At 71.7% G+C, this 15,263-nt stretch carries 12 protein-coding genes; 7 read left to right on the top strand and 5 right to left on the bottom strand.

The annotated features are described in order from the left end of the window. Window positions 1-31 precede the first annotated feature (31 nt). The gene (locus ACGFNK_RS35310; RefSeq protein WP_393422564.1) at window positions 32-1,012 is read right to left on the bottom strand and encodes a helix-turn-helix domain-containing protein; all 981 of its coding nucleotides are present in this window, start codon (window positions 1,010-1,012) and stop codon (window positions 32-34) included. A 221-nt stretch (window positions 1,013-1,233) separates the two neighbouring features. Between ACGFNK_RS35310 and ACGFNK_RS35305 the strand changes: the two genes are divergently transcribed. Then, window positions 1,234-2,844 carry a protein phosphatase 2C domain-containing protein gene (locus tag ACGFNK_RS35305; RefSeq protein ID WP_393422562.1) on the top strand — a complete coding sequence of 537 codons (1,611 nt, stop codon included), beginning with the start codon at window positions 1,234-1,236 and terminating at the stop codon, window positions 2,842-2,844. A 227-nt stretch (window positions 2,845-3,071) separates the two neighbouring features. Further along, entirely contained in the window at window positions 3,072-3,557 is a 486-nt protein-coding gene (locus tag ACGFNK_RS35300) for an ATP-binding protein (RefSeq protein WP_393422560.1), read from the top strand. Between the two features lie 78 nt (window positions 3,558-3,635). Here ACGFNK_RS35300 and ACGFNK_RS35295 read toward each other — a convergent pair whose 3' ends face one another. After that, a complete protein-coding gene (locus tag ACGFNK_RS35295; protein ID WP_393422558.1) occupies window positions 3,636-4,679 on the bottom strand; it encodes a DUF2637 domain-containing protein in 1,044 nt (347 codons plus the stop codon). A 310-nt stretch (window positions 4,680-4,989) separates the two neighbouring features. Next, window positions 4,990-5,808: a (2Fe-2S)-binding protein gene (locus ACGFNK_RS35290; RefSeq protein WP_393422556.1), complete on the bottom strand. Its 819-nt coding sequence runs from the start codon at window positions 5,806-5,808 to the stop codon at window positions 4,990-4,992. Window positions 5,809-5,966: 158 nt separating this feature from the next. Between ACGFNK_RS35290 and ACGFNK_RS35285 the strand changes: the two genes are divergently transcribed. Further along, window positions 5,967-6,938 (top strand): FCD domain-containing protein, encoded by a 972-nt coding sequence (locus tag ACGFNK_RS35285; protein ID WP_393422554.1) that lies wholly within the window; start codon window positions 5,967-5,969, stop codon window positions 6,936-6,938. Between the two features lie 140 nt (window positions 6,939-7,078). Here ACGFNK_RS35285 and ACGFNK_RS35280 read toward each other — a convergent pair whose 3' ends face one another. Both ACGFNK_RS35280 and ACGFNK_RS35275 read right to left on the bottom strand, forming a co-directional pair. After that, window positions 7,079-7,852, bottom strand: a complete 774-nt coding sequence (locus tag ACGFNK_RS35280; RefSeq protein WP_393422552.1) for a hypothetical protein — start codon at window positions 7,850-7,852, stop codon at window positions 7,079-7,081. A 179-nt stretch (window positions 7,853-8,031) separates the two neighbouring features. Next, on the bottom strand, window positions 8,032-9,705 hold the full coding sequence (locus ACGFNK_RS35275; RefSeq protein ID WP_393422550.1) for a PucR family transcriptional regulator: 1,674 nt from the start codon (window positions 9,703-9,705) through the stop codon (window positions 8,032-8,034). 287 nt (window positions 9,706-9,992) lie between these two features. Here ACGFNK_RS35275 and ACGFNK_RS35270 point away from each other — a divergent pair, with 287 nt between their 5' ends. The 4 genes from ACGFNK_RS35270 (at window position 9,993) to ACGFNK_RS35255 (ending at window position 15,193) form a co-directional block, all read left to right on the top strand. Further along, on the top strand, window positions 9,993-10,880 hold the full coding sequence (locus ACGFNK_RS35270) for an FAD binding domain-containing protein (RefSeq protein ID WP_393422548.1): 888 nt from the start codon (window positions 9,993-9,995) through the stop codon (window positions 10,878-10,880). Next, entirely contained in the window at window positions 10,880-11,512 is a 633-nt protein-coding gene (locus tag ACGFNK_RS35265; protein ID WP_393422546.1) for a (2Fe-2S)-binding protein, read from the top strand. The genes ACGFNK_RS35270 and ACGFNK_RS35265 overlap by 1 nt, the downstream gene beginning before the upstream one ends. A 2-nt stretch (window positions 11,513-11,514) precedes the next feature. Further along, window positions 11,515-13,908: a xanthine dehydrogenase family protein molybdopterin-binding subunit gene (locus tag ACGFNK_RS35260; protein ID WP_393422544.1), complete on the top strand. Its 2,394-nt coding sequence runs from the start codon at window positions 11,515-11,517 to the stop codon at window positions 13,906-13,908. Window positions 13,909-14,020: 112 nt separating this feature from the next. Beyond that, window positions 14,021-15,193: an XdhC family protein gene (locus ACGFNK_RS35255; protein ID WP_393422542.1), complete on the top strand. Its 1,173-nt coding sequence runs from the start codon at window positions 14,021-14,023 to the stop codon at window positions 15,191-15,193. Window positions 15,194-15,263: the final 70 nt, after the last annotated feature.

The following is a 15,263-nucleotide window of genomic DNA, read 5'->3' as shown; positions in this document are numbered from 1 at the left end:
GCCGGGAGAGATCCGATGTGTTGGTGTGGTGTCAGTCCTGGCGCTCTCGGGCTACCCAGCCCCGCTCGTGCGCCTGCCAGCCGAGCTGGAGTCGCGTCGTCACGCCCGTCAGTTCCATGAGCCGTTTCACCCGGCGCTGTACGGTCCGCAGGCCCAGGTCCAGTTGCTTGGCGACGCTCGCGTCGGTCAGTCCGGCGAGGAGCAGGGAGAGGATCTCCAGGTCGGCGGTGTCGGGTCCGTCCGGCTCCTGCTCGGCGGGTGAGCCGGTCGCGCCGAGGCGCAGCGGGAGCGCGTCCCGCCACACCGACTCGAACAGTGCAGACAGCGAGGCGAGCAGCCCGCTCGCGTGCACCACGAGCGCGGCGGGTTCGAGGGCGCCCGACGCCAACGGCACCATGGAGATAGCCCGGTCGGCGATCTCGAGCTGGGTCGGCACCTTGTCCACGACCCGTATCCGTTCGTCGCGGCCGAGCGCCTCGGACAGTTCGGCGATGCCGGTGGGCCGGTGCAGCACTGCGCGCTCGACGACCACTCGGTGGCGGGCGGCCTTCTCCTTCGCGTCGTTCGCCGCCCCGGTCACGAGGGACGCGTCGGCGGTGACCAGCGCGCACACCTCCTCGCGCGCACCGAGCCGGAGTTGCAGAAGCCGCTGCGAGACGGCCGCCGCGCCTGTCACCACCTCGACCAGATCGTGCCCGGCGGGCTCGGCGGCCTGCGCGCGGTACTCCTCGGCGAGCCGCGCCGCCGCCAGCTCCGCCTTCTCCAGCTCCTGACGCCGCTGGGTGAGCAGCGCGCCGAGGGCGACCCCGGGCGGTGCCGCGACCCAACGCCCCGGCCGCGCCGAGGACTTGGCCGCGAGGCCGTGCCGCTCCAGCCGACGCAGCGCCCGCTCCGTGTCGTACTCGCCGAGCGTGAGCCGCCGCGCGAGGTCCGGCACGTCGGCGGCGCCCACGGACACCAGCGCCCGGTACGCCGACTCATGTGTCTCGTCCAGACCGATCGCTCCCAGCATCCGGCGACGCCCCTCCTCGATGACCGACCGTGGCGGAAACGTGCCACGGCGCAAACGTGCCGCCGCACATCATTCCCGTACCACCCGCCTCTCTGCCACGGTTGCGTCACTCTGCCTGGGGTGCGTCACTGTGGCACCAGCTGCCGTTGTCGTCGGGGCCACCGGGCGGTTTTTCCGGATGCACCGTTTTCATCCGGCCCGTCCAGTGGACAATTGGGGGCATGAGCCAGCAGGGGGAGACGCCCACCGGTCATGAGGACGACTGGTGGCGGCAGTTGTACGACGACTCCACCGAGGACACGGGACCGGCGGCCGCGGCCGACTCCCTCGACGACCGGTTCGCCTCGGCGGCGGGAACGGTCGGAGTTGTTCCGCATCAGGGTCCGCCCGGCGGGGGCGCCCCCGCGCAACCGTCGGCCTCGGGGCCGCCGTCCACGATGCCGCAGCCCTCGGTGCCGCCGGGCACCGACGCCTTCCGGCGCAGTGGGCTTCAGCGGCAGCGGGCGCCCTGGGAGCCGCCGCCTCCCGAACCGCCGGGGCCGGCCTCCTTTCCACCGGGTCCCAGGCCGTCTCCACCGGGTCCCAAGCCGCCGGGATTCCGTACGGAGGCGTCCGGCGGCGATACGTCCACGGAGACGCCGGGGGCAGCGCCGGTCGCTTCCGCCTCCGTCACCGGTGAGCGGGGCGATGCGCCCGCGGATGCCTCGTACGGCAAGGGAGTTGAACGAGCTGATCGGGCCGAGCCCCCGGCCGACGGCCCCGCCACATTGATCGACGCCCCTTCAGACGGCCCTTCGGACACCCCGTCGTACGACCCGTCAGCAGCCGCTTCAGACACGCCATCCGCCCTCCGGGCCCCCGCCCCACCCACCGTCGGCTACGTCGGCTCCGGCCCGCCCACCTACGACCCCGAACCCACCGCCCTGCCGCCCGCGAACCCCGACGATCTCGACGACCTGGTCGCCGACACCGTGCTGGACGGGGCGCACTACGGAGTTTGCACGCTGCGGGCCGCTTCCGTGCGCGGGGACTCCGCGAGGTACCGGGGCGAGCCACGGCGGGACTCGTTGCTGACCGCGCGGTTCGGGACGGGGGAGCAGGCGCTGGTACTCGTCGCCATGGCGACCGGGGCGCGGGCCACACCCGGCGCACATCTGGCCGCCGCCGAGGCCTGCCAGTGGATCGGGCGGGCCGTGGGCCGCAGCCATGCGCGGCTCGTCGAGGACATCAGGGCAGCCCGGCGCGGAGACCTCAAGTCCGGGCTGCACCGGCTCGTCGACCGCAGCCTCGGCAAACTCCGGGCCACCGCCGCCGAGCAGGGCATCGACCCGGAGGAGTACTCGGCGAGCCTGCGCTGTCTGCTGCTTCCCGCCGACCCCGAGTGCCGTACGCGCGTCTTCTTCGGCGTCGGAGAGGGCGGTCTGTTCCGGCTGCGCGACGGCGAATTCCAGGACATCGAGCCGCGGGTCGCCGAGACCACCGGCGAGGCCGTGGTCGGCTTCGGCTCGCCGCCCTCCGAGACCCCGGAGGGCGACCGGCTGACCATGGACCTCGGCATCACGACACCCCCGAGCCCGTACGAACCCGCCCCCCAACCGCCCCGCCCGCCCTTCCGCTTCCGCGCTTCCGTGGCCCGCCCCGGCGACACACTGCTGTTGTGCACCGGCGGCCTGGCCGAACCGCTGCGCGGCGCATCCGAACTCGCCCACCACCTGACGGCCCGCTGGACGGAAAGCGAGCCACCCGGCATGGCGGCCTTCCTCGCCGACGTCCAGGTGAGGGTCAAGGGATACGCCGACGACCGCACGGCGGCGGTGGTCTGGGAGGCGTGACGCGTCCGTTTGAGGTCCGCGTGGAGCGGCCGGAGGACGGCCGATTTCCACCGGGTTGTCCCTTCCCGTACGGGGAACCCGTGGCCGTATCGCAGGTAGTTGACCAATCGACATGACTGGCGCGTTCCAGGGCGGGGCATGCATCCCGTGTAAGTGTTCGAGCAAGAGGGGGCGACTTCGACGTGCGGGCGGGGGTCATGAAGAGGCAGGCACGAGGGGGCGGTCCCGTGGTGTACGGGGCCTTCTCGGTGAAGGCGACAAAGACGGTGAAGCCGGCGGAGGAATCGGCGAACGACGCGAGGGACCGGCAGGGCGGTCCGCAGCTCAGGCGCAGGCTGCGGCGGGCCGATCTGCGGGCCGTGCCCGAAGTGCGCAAAGCACTGCGGGAGTTGCTCTCGCGCTGGGGGAAGCCCGGCGGGGCCGAGACGGCGGAACTGCTGACCAGCGAACTCGTCACCAACGCCCTCGTCCACACCGACAGCGACGCGGTGCTCACCGCCACTGTCGGGCCGCGTGGACTCCGGGTGGAGGTGCGGGACTTCCTGGGCCGCAAGCCGAGTCTGCGGCCGTCGAACGCCGACGAGGGTACGCATCGCGACGATACGCACGGCCGAGGCCTGGCGCTCATCGAGTCACTCGCGGACGAGTGGGGCGTACGGGCGCACCGCGTGGGCAAGTCGGTGTGGTTCGAACTGAACGGCGGCGCGGCCTAATTCAGGCCACGCCGCCGCAGAAAGTAAGGCCACTATGTGGGGGAAGCCGCAGGGGAACACCAGCATCGGCATCAAGCCTCAGCCGAACTGCTGCTCCAGGTCCTTGAGCTTGCGCTCCAGGGAGTCCAGCCGCGGCAGAGCCATGGTGTCGTCCTCGGCCGTGAGGTCGACCGTGACCGGCTCGGCGCCTCTAGCGGCCGCGAGGGAGGGACGGGAGGCGCGCATGGGCAGTGGTTCCGGCGTCGATATGGCAGGCTCCGCGGTCACCTGAGCGGGGGCCGCGGGCGCCTGCACGGCCTGCACCTCGACCTGCCTGCCGCCGCGCCCGATCAGTCCGCGGTGGCCGCGGGTGAGCGCCTTGATGCGGGCCCGGTCCAGCCGCTCCTGGTCGCGCCGGCGCTGCCGGTTCGTCTCCTTCTGCCGCTTGTCCTCGCGCACTTCCTCGACCGCCTCGTCCAGGCTGCGCACACCCTCGAGGAGCATCAGCGACCAGGCGCCGTACGTCTCACGGGGAGCACGCAGCCAGCGGACGATCCGGATCTGCGGCAGCGGGCGGGGCACCAGGCCCTGCTCGCGCAGCGCCGCCCGGCGGGTCTGCTTGAGGGCCCGGTCGAACAGCACCGCGGCCGACAGCGACATGCCGGCGAAGAAGTGCGGGGCGCCCGCGTGGCCGGCGCCCCGGGGGGCGTGCACCCAGTTGAACCAGGCGGCAGCGGCCGCGAACGTCCACACAAGTATCCGGGAACCGAGGGCCGCGTCGCCGTGGCTGGCCTCGCGTACCGCGAGCACCGAGCAGAACATCGCGGCGCCGTCCAGGCCGAACGGAACGAGGTACTGCCAGCCGCCGGAAAGATTCAGGTTCTGCTCACCGAAGCCGACCAGTCCGTGGAAGGAGAGCGCTGCGGCGACCGCGGCGCAGCAGAACAGCAGCACATAGGAGGCGGTGCCGTAGATGGCCTCCTTGCGCCGGCGTCGCTCCTCGCTGCGTTCCCAAGAGTCGTCCGCTTCTACTTTCTCCCCGGCGCGCTTGCCGCGCGCGAGCACCGCAACCGCCGCCAGCATGCCCAGGAGCAGTACGGCGCCCGGAAGCAACCAGTTAAGCGATATGTCGGTCAGTCTCATCTGGGGTCCCTTGCATTGGGATAGGGCGTAACGCCCGCCATAGTGGCCCAATCCCGTCGGCCCTCAGGGGTTTTCGGCGCAAGAGGCCGCCAAGGGAGTGCAAGGGGATGCGCAGGGCGACGTTCTGCTCGAACTGCCAGTCGAGGGACAGGAGTTGAGTGCGAATAAGATTACCCGTATCGGTGGTTCCACGGATAGTTCCTGCGACAAGTGAGGAAGTTGTGAATCGCTCGTAACCTGTGGGGTCGCTCGCGGCTCGCAGTGGCTCTCAACTGGCCCTGGCGGCAACCCACTTGATGCGCAGGGGTGCTCAACCAGCCGTCGGCGCCGTCAGCTTCTCGATGCGGACCGCCTCGCTGTTGCGGGGGCAGTTGGCGCACGTGTCCTCGGGTTCCAGGGTGTAGAAGAAGCAGCAGCTGGCCCGGTCGCGGGTGGACAGTGACTCGCCGTCGGGGCCGGTCAGTCGGCGGAAGGCGGGGGTGCCGACGTACGGGCGGGTCGTGCCCGGGAGCAGCCGCTCCAGCTCGGCCATCACGCGCGGCTCCTCGCCGAGTTGCCCGCCGATGTAGTGGAGGCTCTCGACCAGGTCGTCGGTCACCGTGCCCCACAGGGCACGGCCCCGGCGGCGCATCCGGGGACCGAAGCCGCCGAGTACCGGTTCGAGATGCTCGGCGACGGCTGCCCGTACCTCTTCGCGCAGGGCCTCCTCGTCCGGTACGACGCGGGCGCCGGGCAGCGTGGCCGCCGGGTCGTCCGGCAGGCAGGCGAATCCGCCGACTCGTACCGCCATGCGGCCCAGCTCGCGCTGGTAGGAGACGTTCTCCAAGGGGAAACGGGGCACGCGGCGCAGCAGGAACCACGGCACCGTGAACAGCAGGCAGGCCGGCCAGGCGTACCGGTGCAGGCCGAAGCTGGCGATGACGTCGGGGCGGGCCTGCTGTTTGTAGTCCTTGAGCACCTGTGCGTTGTCCCACGCGAGGAACGCGTCGAGGTCTTCTCCGCCTGCTGCGAGCCGGTCGACGGATACCCAGCCGCCACCCTGCGGAGCCTCCTCCTCGGGGCCGAGTTCCGTAATGCCCAGGTAGGGATACGCCTCGGTCAGGCGGTCGTACGCCTCCGTGACGACCATGTACGGACCCCCACCCATCACGCTCGTCTGCCAGGTAAGGCTTACCTTATCCGATGTGGTCGAGGTTTGAACTGCCGCCCGCTGCGCCTATCGTGCAGGCTTACGACCACATCACCCGCAATAGCCACAAGTACCGCCAACCCCGGAGGAGACCCCCCGTGAACCAGGTCGGCCCGCGCAACGGCTCCGCCGGGGACACGGGGGATACGTCGGCGGAGGCCCGCCCCGCCCCGGACGTCCGCCCGAGGACGGCGGGAGCCAGGGTGCCCCCGCAGCAGGGGGCGGCGGATGCGGACCGGGAGCGTACGCGCGGTGCCGCGGGCAATCGCGCAGAGGCGGGCCCCGGGAGCGGCACGCCACAGGACGCTGCCGGGCACTCGGACCCCGCCCGGGGCGAGCACACCCACAGCGAGACCCCGATCCCGCAACCACGCGCGGCACGCGGGCGCCCGCAGGCCGGTGCGGCGGGCGGGCCCGCCCCGTCCACCCAACCGCCGGCCCCGCGCCCCGTCGTCCAGCGATCCTCCGTCCGAGGCCAGATCCTCGACGCCCTCCGCGTCGCCCTCGTGGGCGGAGAGCTCGCGCCCGGCGAGGTCTACTCCGCCCCCGTGCTCGGCGAGCGGTTCGGGGTCTCCGCGACTCCCGTGCGTGAAGCGATGCAGCAGCTCGCGGTCGAGGGGGCCGTGGAGGTGGTGCCGAACCGGGGGTTCCGGGTTGTGGAGCGTGGGGCGCGGGAGCTGGCCGAGCTTGCCGAGATCCGGGTGCTGCTGGAGGTGCCCGTCATGCAGCGGCTGGCCCGCAGTGTGCCCGCCGAGCGGTGGGCGGAGCTGCGTCCTCTCGCCGAGGCGACGGCGCGGGCCGCGGCCACCGGCTGCCGGGCCACCTACGTCGAGTCCGACCGTGCCTTCCACCGCGCGGTGCTCGCCCTCTCGGGCAACGAGCAGCTGGTACGGATCGCCGACGACCTGCACCGCCGCGCCCAGTGGCCGCCCGTCACCGGCCCTGCCTCCCGCCGCCGCGCTGCCCTGACCGCGAACGCCGCCGAACACACCGCGCTCATCGACGCGTTGATCAACAAGGACGTGGCGACGACGCAGTCCCTCGTACGGGATCACTTCACGGGCGCGTAAGCGCTCCGCGGGGAACGGTGACTGATCCGCGGGCCGGTGGGGGCTGGTCGCGCCCACGCGGCGGAGCCGCATATGTCACAGCCCCGCGCCCCTAAGGGGGCGCGGTACCGCACATGACCAAGCAGCCTAGCCCGGCACCATCACGCCGTAGCCGCCGGCGGATCCAACCGCGGTGCCAGCCACGTCGGTACGCCCCCGAGGAGCCGGAACAGCCTTGCCGCCTCGGCCCGCAGCCGGGACGCGTCCGGCTCGGTCTCGGCGTCGGCGAGGGAGGCCAGCGCGGGGGCCGTACCGACCAGGTAGCCCAACTCCTCGCGGATCCGCAGCGATTCGGTGAAGCCGTGCCGGGCCTCCGCCAACTCTCCTTCGCGCAGGGCGAGTCCGGCGAGATGACGCCAGGTGAAGGAGAGCAGCAGCGCATCGCCCTGGGCGGTTGCGCCGGCGTGGGCGCGACGGTACGCGGCGCGGGCCGCCTGCGGGGAGTGCGCGAGGTTCTCGGCGAGCAGCCCGCGCCGGAAGTCGAGCAGGGCCCGGCCCGGAGCGCTCGGCGCGATCAGCGCCGCCGCCCGGCCGAGCGCGGCCCGCGCCTCGTCCGCCCGGTCCCGCACCCCGAGCAGCGTGGCCGCGTACGCCAGCTGCCCGCGCTCGCAGGCCGCCGCACCCCGCTCCTCGTCACTCCGTGCCAGCGCCTCAGCCGTGCGCAGCGCGTCCTCGGCCTCCGCCCAGCCCTGCTCGGTGTAGAGGCACCGCTCGACGAGGAGCGAGGCCCGCTGCAGCGCGGCGGGAGCCGTGACGGGTTCGAGGAGTGCGGCTGCGTCGGCCCAGCAGGCACGCGAGCGCAGCCGCCATACCGCGGTCTGGAGTGGATCGTCCCCTGCAGCCGTTCCGTAACCAGACATGGCGGGATACGCCACGTTGCCCTCCCCGAGCACGCCATTGAGCTGTTGAGTGGTGGCGGCATCTCAGCACGAATGGACGCGCCTGGCCAAGGGGGTGGGTGAAAGATTTCACAAAGCCATGGGACAACGAACGGCACTTCATGCCACCTTCCACCGCTCTCGGCTTCTCGCGAGCGCCGTGCGCCCCCGTGATCTCAACTCATCCGCAACGCCAGAAAGAAGTCGAGCTTGTCCTCGAGCCGTGACAGGTCGCGGCTCGTCAACTGCTCGATACGGCCCACCCGGTAACGCAACGTGTTGACATGCAGATGCAGGCGGCCCGCGCACCGCGTCCAGGAGCCGTCGCAGTCGAGAAACGCCTCGAGCGTGGGGATCAGCTCGGCGCGATGCCGGCGGTCGTAGTCCCGTAGCGGATCAAGGAGGCGAGCCGTGAAGGCACGGCGCACGTCGTCCGGCACGAACGGCAGGAGCAGCACATGCGAGGCCAGCTCCTGATGCCCCGCCGCGCACACCCGGCCGGGACGGGCGGCGGCGACCCGGCGGGCATGCCGGGCCTCCTCCAGCGCGCCCCGCAGTCCCTCCGCCGAGTGCACGGCCGCGCTGACGCCGAGCGTGAGCCGGCCGTCGTCGTTGAGGCCCGCCGACAGCGGGCCGCGGACGGCCTCCAGCAGCGCGTCGGCGAGCAGCCCCGACTCCGAGCCGTCGTGCTCCGAGGCCATGGCCGACAGGGGTACGAGCGCGATCGCCTCCTCACCCGTATGGGCCACCGCGATCCGGTCGGACGGCTCCGGCCCGGACGACACCGGATCGACGAGGATCTCCTCCAGCAGCGACTGGGCCACAGGACCGCCCTCGATCTCCCCGCCGTCCCACTCGACACGGGCCACCACGACCTGCCAGTGCGGGGCCGCACCGAGCCCCGGCAGCAGCACGGGCGCGGCAACCCGCAGCCGCGCCGCGATCTCGGCGGGCGCCGCCCCGCTCTGCACCAGCTCCAGCACTTCCTGGGCGAGTCTGCGCCGCACCGTACGCGCCGCGTCCCGCCGGTCCCGCTCCACCGCGATCAGCTGCGTCACCCCGTGGAGCAGGTCGAGCCGCTCCTCCGGCCAGTCCCCGGCGTCCGCCTCCACCGCGAGCAGCCAGTCCGACAGCACCGTCTCCCGTACGTCGCGCGAAGCCGCCGCCCCTCTGCCGCTGCTGAGGATCGGGAACAGGGAGTACGTCGTGCCGCCCGCCCACACGCGGTACGGCCCGCGTCGCCCCGTGCGCGCCGCCGCCAGGTGCTCGGCGGCCAGTTCGGCGCGCACCTCGGCGGGCGGCCGGGGCCCCGAGAGGTTCGAGCCCGCGATCGCGCGCCCGGCGGGGGACAGCACCCAGGCCCGTAGATCCAGATCCGAGCCGAGCAGATCCAGGACCACGTCCGGGCCGCCGCCCGCCGGGCCGGAGGTCATCATCCGGCGGTGCCGGTCCACCACGGCCGCCAGATCTCCGGCCCGCTCGCCCGAGACCTGCCGTACGACATGCTCGGTGATCGTCGCGAAGGCCACCGACTCGTCGACGGCGAACAGCGGCAGCCGGTGCCGGGCGCAGGCCAGCACCAGATCGTCGGGGATGTCGCCCAGCTCGGCCTCACCGGCGGCCAGGGCCGTGACCCCGGCCGCCACGAGGATCCGTACGAAAGGCTCGGAGTCCGCCGCTCCACGGCGCCACGCGAGACCCGTGAGGACCAGTTCACCGCCGGAGAGATAGCGGCTGGGGTCCCGCAGATCCGTGGTCATCACCCCACGCACGGCGCGGTCCAGCTCGTCCTCGCCGCCGAGCAGCCTGAGGCCCAGCGCATCGGTGTCCAGCAGTGCGCGCAGCCGCATTCTCGTCGCCGCCGTTCCTTGTCTGGAAATCTTTGGTTCCCGGGGGACCGTGTCCGGTGTTTCCCGAGGAAAACGATGACGTTGCAGGCGTCCCCCGTTCAGATGAATCTACAAGACGATCGCCCTGGCCAGCCGACTCCTTCATGGTTTCCGTGACTGACCCAGGTGAGGGACCCCGAGGTGTACTGGTCTCAATCCCTGTGAACAGCTCCTGATCGAGCCGATCCCGCAGCCGTCTACGGTCTGGCTCAAACGGAACGCCCCACGATACGAAGAGAGAGCCCCTCATGGACTTCCTTCGCCCCGGCAGCTGGGAGGAGGCGCTCGCCGCAAAGGCCGAGCACCCCACCGCTGTGCCGATTGCGGGCGGCACCGATGTGATGGTCGAGATCAATTTCGATCACCGCCGGCCCGAGTACCTCCTGGATTTGAACCGCATCGGCGACCTGAGCGACTGGGAGGTCGGCGAGGACAGCGTGCGGCTCGGCGCCTCGGTCCCGTACACGAGCATCATGGAGAACCTGCGGGCCGAACTCCCAGGTCTCGCCCTCGCCTCCCACACGGTCGCCTCCCCGCAGATCCGCAACCGCGGAGGCGTCGGCGGCAACCTCGGCACCGCCTCCCCGGCCGGCGACGCCCACCCCGCGCTCCTCGCGGCGGGCGCCGAGGTCGAGGCCGAGTCCGTACGAGGCTCCCGCCGCATCCCGATCGACGACTTCTACACCGGTGTGAAGCGCAATGCTCTCGCCGCCGACGAACTGATCAGGGCCGTCCACATCAAGAAGGCCGACGGGCCGCAGCAGTTCTCCAAGGTCGGCACGCGGAACGCGATGGTGATCGCGGTCTGCGCCTTCGGTCTCGCCCTGCACCCGTCGTCGCGCACGGTCCGCACCGGCATCGGCTCGGCCGCGCCCACGCCCGTGCGGGCCAGGGCCGCCGAGGAGTTCCTGAACGCGGCGCTCGACGAGGGCGGCTTCTGGGACAACGGCAAGATCATCACCCCGTCGGTCGCCAAGCAGTTCGCGGACCTGTGCGCCGCCGCCTGCAACCCGATCGACGACGTCCGGGGCACCGCGAACTACCGCCGCCACGCAGTGGGCATCATGGCCCGCCGGACGCTGACCTGGACCTGGGAGTCGTACCGCGGCACCGCCGCCACGGAGGGAGTCGCGTAATGCGCGTCAATTTCACGGTCAACGGCCGCCCCCAGGAAGCCGACGACGTCTGGGAGGGCGAGTCCCTGCTGTACGTGCTGAGGGAGCGCCTGGGGCTGCCGGGTTCCAAGAACGCCTGCGAGCAGGGGGAGTGCGGCTCGTGCACGGTCCGGCTCGACGGCGTACCGGTGTGTTCGTGTCTGGTCGCGGCGGGCCAGGCCGAGGGGCGCGAGGTCGTCACGGTCGAGGGGCTGGCGGAGTACGCACGGCAGCGGGCCTGCGGCGGTGATTCCCGCGCAACCGCTTCCCGCGCAACCGGTTCCCCCGCAACTGATTCCTGCGCAACCGATTCCTGCGGTACATCCCTCGACGAGGCCAAACGGTGGGCCGCGCACGGTACCGACTCCCAGACCGGGGAGGGCGGTGAACTCTCCCCGATCCAGCAGGCGTTCATCGACGCAGGCGCCGTGCAGTGCGGCTTCTGCACCCCCGGCCTGCTGGTCGCGGCCGACGAGATGCTGGAGCGCAACCCGACCCCGACCGACGAGGACATCCGCGAGGCGCTGTCGGGCAACCTCTGCCGCTGTACCGGCTACGAGACGATCATGAACGCGGTCCGCCTGGCGGCCGCCCGGCAGGGAGAGGCGGTCTGAGCATGGCAGGCAACAACGCTCCCCTCGGCACTCCCACCAAGGTCACCCAGGGCTCGCGGACCAAGGGCGGTATCGGCGAGTCCACGCTCCGCCCGGACGGCACACTCAAGGTCACCGGAGAGTTCGCGTACTCCTCCGACATGTGGCACGAGGACATGCTGTGGGGCCAGATCCTGCGCTCTCCGGTGGCACACGCGGAGATCGTGTCGATCGACACCTCCGAAGCCCTCGCGCAGGCCGGCGTGTACGCCGTCATGACGTACGACGACCTGCCGACCGACGTGCGGCACTACGGACTGGAGTTCCCGGACACCCCCGTACTGGCCCATGGCCGCGTACGCCACCACGGCGAGCCCGTCGCGATCGTCGCCGCCGACCACCCGGAGACCGCACGCCGCGCCGCCGCCAAGATCAAGGTGGAATACCGCGAACTCCCGGTCATCACTGACGAGTTGACCGCGACCGCCCCCGACGCTCCGCTGATCCACGAAAACCGCACGGATCACTACGCCGCCCACGTCACGCACCCCAACATCCTGCACCGCCAGCCGATCATCCGCGGAGACGTGGCGGAGGCCCGCCGTAGCGCCGACTTCGTCGTCACGGGCGAGTACACCTTCGGCATGCAGGACCAGGCGTTCCTCGGCCCGGAGTCCGGTCTGGCGGTCCCCGCGGAGGACGGCGGCGTCGACCTCTACATCGCCACCCAGTGGCTGCACTCCGACCTCCGCCAGATCGCCCCGGTCCTCGGCCTGCCCGAGGAGAAGGTGCGGATGGCGCTGTCCGGCGTCGGTGGCGCGTTCGGCGGGCGCGAGGACCTGTCGATGCAGATCCACGCCTGTCTGCTGGCGCTGCGCACGGGCAAGCCGGTGAAGATCGTCTACAACCGGTTCGAGTCCTTCTTCGGCCACGTCCACCGCCACCCCGCGAAGCTCTTCTACGAGCACGGGGCAACGAAGGACGGCAAGCTGACGCATCTGAAGGCCCGCATCGTCCTGGACGGCGGCGCGTACGCCTCGGCCTCACCCGCCGTCGTCGGCAACGCCGCCTCGCTCGGCGCGGGCCCGTACGTCATCGACCATGTCGACATCGAAGCCCTCGCCCTCTACACCAACAACCCGCCCTGCGGCGCCATGCGCGGCTTCGGCGCGGTGCAGGCCTGCTTCGCGTACGAGGCGCAGATGGACAAGCTCGCCGACAAGGTCGGCATGGACCGGGTCGAGTTCCGCCGGCTCAACGCCATGGAGCAGGGCACGATCATGCCCACCGGCCAGCCCGTCGACTCACCCGCCCCGGTCGCCGAACTCCTGCGCCGCGTCAAGGCGATGCCCCTGCCGCCGGAGCGCCAGTGGGCGAGCTCCGAGGGCGCGGACGTACGCCAGCTGCCGGGCGGCCTGTCCAACACCACGCACGGCGAAGGCGTCGTACGGGGTGTCGGGTACGCGGTAGGCATCAAGAACGTCGGCTTCTCCGAGGGCTTCGACGACTACTCAACTGCCCGCGTCCGCATGGAAGTTGTCGGCGGCGAGCCCGTCGCCACGGTCCACACCGCGATGGCGGAGGTCGGCCAGGGCGGCGTCACCGTCCATGCGCAGATCGCCCGCACCGAGCTCGGCGTCACGCAGGTGACGATCCAGCCGGCCGACACGCAGGTGGGTTCCGCGGGCTCGACTTCTGCGTCGCGTCAGACGTACGTCACTGGCGGCGCCGTCAAGAACGCCTGCGAACTGGTCCGCGAGCGGGTCCTGGAGATCGGGCGCCGCAAGTTCGGTACGTACCACCCCGCTTGGGCCACCGCCGAGCTGCTGCTGGAGGGCGGCAAGGTCGTCACCGACGGCGGTGAGGTGCTGGCCGACCTGGCAGACGTACTCGAAGACGAGGCGGTCGAGGTCGAGGAGGAATGGCGGCACCGGCCCACCGAACCGTTCGACCGGCATACCGGGCAGGGCTTCGGACACGTCCAGTACAGCTTTGCCGCACACCGGGCCGTGGTCGAGGTCGACACCGAACTGGGCCTGGTGAAGGTCATCGAACTGGCCTGCGCCCAGGACGTCGGCAAGGCCCTCAACCCGCTCTCCGTCGTCGGCCAGATCCAGGGCGGCACGACCCAGGGCCTGGGCATGGCCGTCATGGAGGAGATCCTCGTCGACCCGAAGACGGCGAAGGTCCGCAACCCGTCCTTCACGGACTACCTGATCCCCACGATCCTGGACACGCCGACGATGCCCGTCGACGTGCTGGAACTCGCCGACGCCCACGCGCCGTACGGACTCCGGGGCGCGGGCGAGGCACCGACGCTTTCGTCAACTCCGGCGGTACTGGCGGCGATTCGGGATGCGACGGGTCTCGAGTTGAACCGGACGCCGGTGCGGCCGGAGCACCTCACCGGCATGTAACTGCTCCGGGGTGGAGGGGGAGTTCTCCTGGGGACTCCGCCTCCGCCCCCCGACCCCCGGCGTCAAACGGACGCCCGCCGCTCGCCCCCCCCGTACCCGTGAGGAGACCGAGATGCTGGACATCGCCGAAGAGCTGCACCGGTGGGTCGAGCAGGGCCGCGACTTCGCCCTGGCCACCGTGGTGGCCGTCGGCGGCAGTGCGCCCCGCCAGCCCGGCGCCGCCCTGGCGGTGGACTCCGAGGGGTCGGTGATCGGTTCGGTGTCCGGGGGCTGTGTGGAGGGGGCGGTGTACGAGCTGTGCCAACAGGCGTTGGCAGACGGGGAGTCGGTCCCGGTTCTGGAGCGCTTCGGATACAGCGACGCGGACGCGTTCGCGGTGGGCCTGACATGTGGCGGCGTCATCGACATCCTGGTGACGCCGGTACGCGCCTCGGCGCCCGACCGGCAGGTGTTCGCGTCGGCCCTGTCCGCCGCCGCCCGCGGGGAGGCGGCGGCGGTCGCGCGTATCGTCTCGGGGCCGACGGAGTTGCTGGGCCGCGTGCTGCTCGTGCGTCCCGACGGCTCATACGGCCCGTACGAGGGCGGATTCGGCGCCCATCCCGAGCTGGACCGCACGGTGGCGGCCGAGACGTGTGCCTTCCTCGACGCGGGCCGCACCGGCACCCTGGAAATCGGAGAGCAGGGCTCTCGTTGCGGAGCGCCGCTCACGGTGCTGGTCGAGTCGTCGGTGCCGCCGCCGCGGATGATCGTCTTCGGTGCGATCGACTTCGCGTCGGCGCTGGTGCGCATCGGCAAGTTTCTCGGGTACCACGTGACGGTGTGCGATGCGCGTCCCGTCTTCGCGACGGCGGCCCGCTTCCCGGAGGCCGACGAGGTCGTGGTCGAGTGGCCGCACCGGTACCTGGAGCGGACGTCGGTGGACGCCCGTACGGTCCTGTGCGTCCTGACCCACGACGCCAAGTTCGACGTACCGCTGCTGCGGCTGGCGCTACGGCTGCCGGTCGCGTACGTGGGTGCCATGGGGTCGCGCCGCACGCACCTCGACCGCAACGAGCGGCTGCGTGAAGTGGGCGTGACGGAGCTGGAGTTGGCGCGGCTCCGGTCCCCGATCGGGCTGGATCTCGGGGCCCGTACGCCCGAGGAGACGGCGCTGTCGATCGCGTCGGAGATCGTCGCGAATCGGCGTGGGGGGAGCGGGGTTTCGCTGACGGGGGCGCATACGCCGATCCATCACGACGGGACGGCTGCTGCGTCGGTGGCGGGGCGGATGGGGTCGGTGGCCTGAGATCGGGCGTACTGCGTATAAGAGCCGTCTGCTGCAGCCACCTTGACGGGCCGCCAGGTACGCGACGAGG

Source organism: Streptomyces sp. NPDC048825, assembly GCF_043198355.1.
GTDB lineage: Bacteria > Actinomycetota > Actinomycetes > Streptomycetales > Streptomycetaceae > Streptomyces > Streptomyces xiangluensis.
This window is presented reverse-complemented; position numbering and strand designations above follow the sequence as displayed.